Below are 1,974 nucleotides of genomic sequence, written 5' to 3' on the forward strand. Positions count from 1 at the left end.
GAACTGCTCGATCGCGATCCCGCTGATGAACATCGCCACCAGCAGCAACCAGAGCACGGGCGAGACGGCGAGCACCACCAACGGGATCGCGTCCAACCCCAGGTCGGCGAGGCCTTCGGCGAGCACGCACTGTGGGGTGTTGATCAGGAAGATGGTGTGCTCGACCTGCCCGTCCCGCAGCACGAGCCCCGCCTCCTTGCGGCAGTGCTCGGTGTGGTGCCCCGGGTAGGCCTCGTGCGCGACGAGCTGCGGCAGGGTGGACGCGCGGTGCCCGATGTCGGCGTTGATCGCGACCTTCGAGCGGAATCCGCCCGCGTAGTGGTTGAACCCGACCCACGGCTTGTCCGACACGATCCGGTACTCGACGGTCTCACCGACCGGCAGCTCGAACCGGGCCCGCACCCGATCCCGCAGAGCGCTCGAGACCGCTTCGACCGCCACGCCGAGCCGGTCCGCCGGCACCGGGTCGCGACGGCGGACCGCCCGCAACCGCTCGGCCAGCGAACCGCGTCCGGGCAGCAGCGCGCTGAGCTCGCGGTGCGCCTTCCGGTACTCGTCGGGATCCCCCGTCGTCGGCGTCACCTGGAAGCACGCCTCGACCTCGGCGGCGAACGGCAGTTCCGCCCCGGCCAGCTTGCGCCCGGAGCACTCCAGCGCGGTCAGCTGCGCGGCGAGGAAGCGGCGGCGCGGTTCGGCGAGATCAGCGGTGACGACGTCGGCGCGCAGGCGGTTCGCATCGGCGGCGAGCCGCGCCGGGTCCGGCGGTGGTTCGGCGGCGACTTCGCGCTGCAGGGCCGGATCACCGGTGTAGGAGTCCGCGAAGCCCCGGACCAGCCGGTCGAACCTGAGCCCGAGCAGGACGTATTCGACCGCGAGCGCTTCGGAGTCCACATCGGGACACTACGCCTGCTCGAAGCGGGGTCGGATCGCTGCTCGAGTTCTCGATGAATTTGCCCCGGCAACGAAAAGCCCGATGACGTCGAACAAATAAATCACACAATGGTGGTAACGAGGTAGGTTTTGGCCGATTCGATGTATATGTTTCACGCCGAGTGTTCTCCCGTCGGCTAAGTATGGGGTGCGTAGCCGAGGGAACAAGGGGGCGCTCGCGTCATCCCATCCAACAAGGAGCAACGAAGTGCTGAAGAAAGCTGCGATTGTTGCCGGTGCCGCTGCCGGTCTGCTCGCCCTGGCTCCCGTCGCCAACGCCGACAGCGCGGACAACGACGGCATCAACATCCTGAACGACAACAACCTGAGCGTCCTGCCGGTCCAGGCGTGCGGCAACAACGTCGCCGTGCTCGGTGCGGTCGTGCCGCTCCTGTCCCCGCAGCTCAACGACTGCGTGAACGCTCCGGTCATCGACCACCCCAAGGGCTGATCGAGGCGAGCGGATCGCCGGAGCTGCTGCGTGGAATCCGGTGGTGAAAAGGGCGTCGGGCCTTCCCCGACGCTTCTTTTTGCGCGCCCGTCTACCGGAGCGCCGAATGCCACCAATTCATCCGTCACGCGTCGATCCGCCGCCTCACACAATTGGGTTAAAAGTTTTGGTGTTCGGCATGCCGAGATGTGTTTCCGGCGAGTCGACACCACACTCGGTAGCCGCCTCCGGGTTCTTAGTCGAGCCCGATGGTGTGTGCTCCGAATCCCGCGGTATTCGAAGGAGAGTATTCACATGCTGAAGAAGGCTGCCATTGTCGCCGGTGCCGCCGCCGGTCTGCTGGCCCTCGCCCCCGTTGCCAACGCCGACAGCGCGGACAACGACGGCATCAACCTGCTGAACGACAACAACGCCAGCGTGCTGCCGATCCAGGCCTGCGGCAACAACGTCGCGGTCCTCGGCGCGGTCGTGCCGGTGCTGTCCCCGCAGCTGAACAACTGCGTGAACGCCCCGGTCGTCGACCACCCCAAGGGCTGAGCAGGAGTCCCACGTGGAAAGGCCAGGTCGCTCCCGACCTGGCCTTTACGCTTGCT

General features: G+C 66.8%; 3 protein-coding genes. 2 read left to right on the forward strand and 1 reads right to left on the reverse strand.

The genetic code is table 11. The features are described 5' to 3' along the window. Positions 1-891: DUF885 domain-containing protein (locus ABTZ89_RS38315; RefSeq protein ID WP_351054316.1), on the reverse strand; the 891-nt coding region annotated here is incomplete at its 3' end. A gap of 247 nt (positions 892-1,138) precedes the next feature. Between ABTZ89_RS38315 and ABTZ89_RS38320 the strand changes: the two genes are divergently transcribed. Beyond that, on the forward strand, positions 1,139-1,381 hold the full coding sequence (locus ABTZ89_RS38320) for a hypothetical protein (protein WP_270948908.1): 243 nt from the start codon (positions 1,139-1,141) through the stop codon (positions 1,379-1,381). Positions 1,382-1,675: 294 nt separating this feature from the next. After that, on the forward strand, positions 1,676-1,918 hold the full coding sequence (locus ABTZ89_RS38325) for a hypothetical protein (RefSeq protein WP_270948909.1): 243 nt from the start codon (positions 1,676-1,678) through the stop codon (positions 1,916-1,918). Positions 1,919-1,974: the final 56 nt, after the last annotated feature.

It is taken from the genome of Saccharopolyspora sp. NPDC002686 (assembly GCF_040295745.1).
Lineage (GTDB): Bacteria > Actinomycetota > Actinomycetes > Mycobacteriales > Pseudonocardiaceae > Saccharopolyspora > Saccharopolyspora oryzae.

What these genes read in the sequence shown, in the direction of transcription:
- ABTZ89_RS38325 (WP_270948909.1), top strand. Translation starts at nt 1,676, where the DNA reads ATGCTGAAGAAGGCTGCCATTGTCGCCGGTGCCGCCGCCGGTCTGCTG.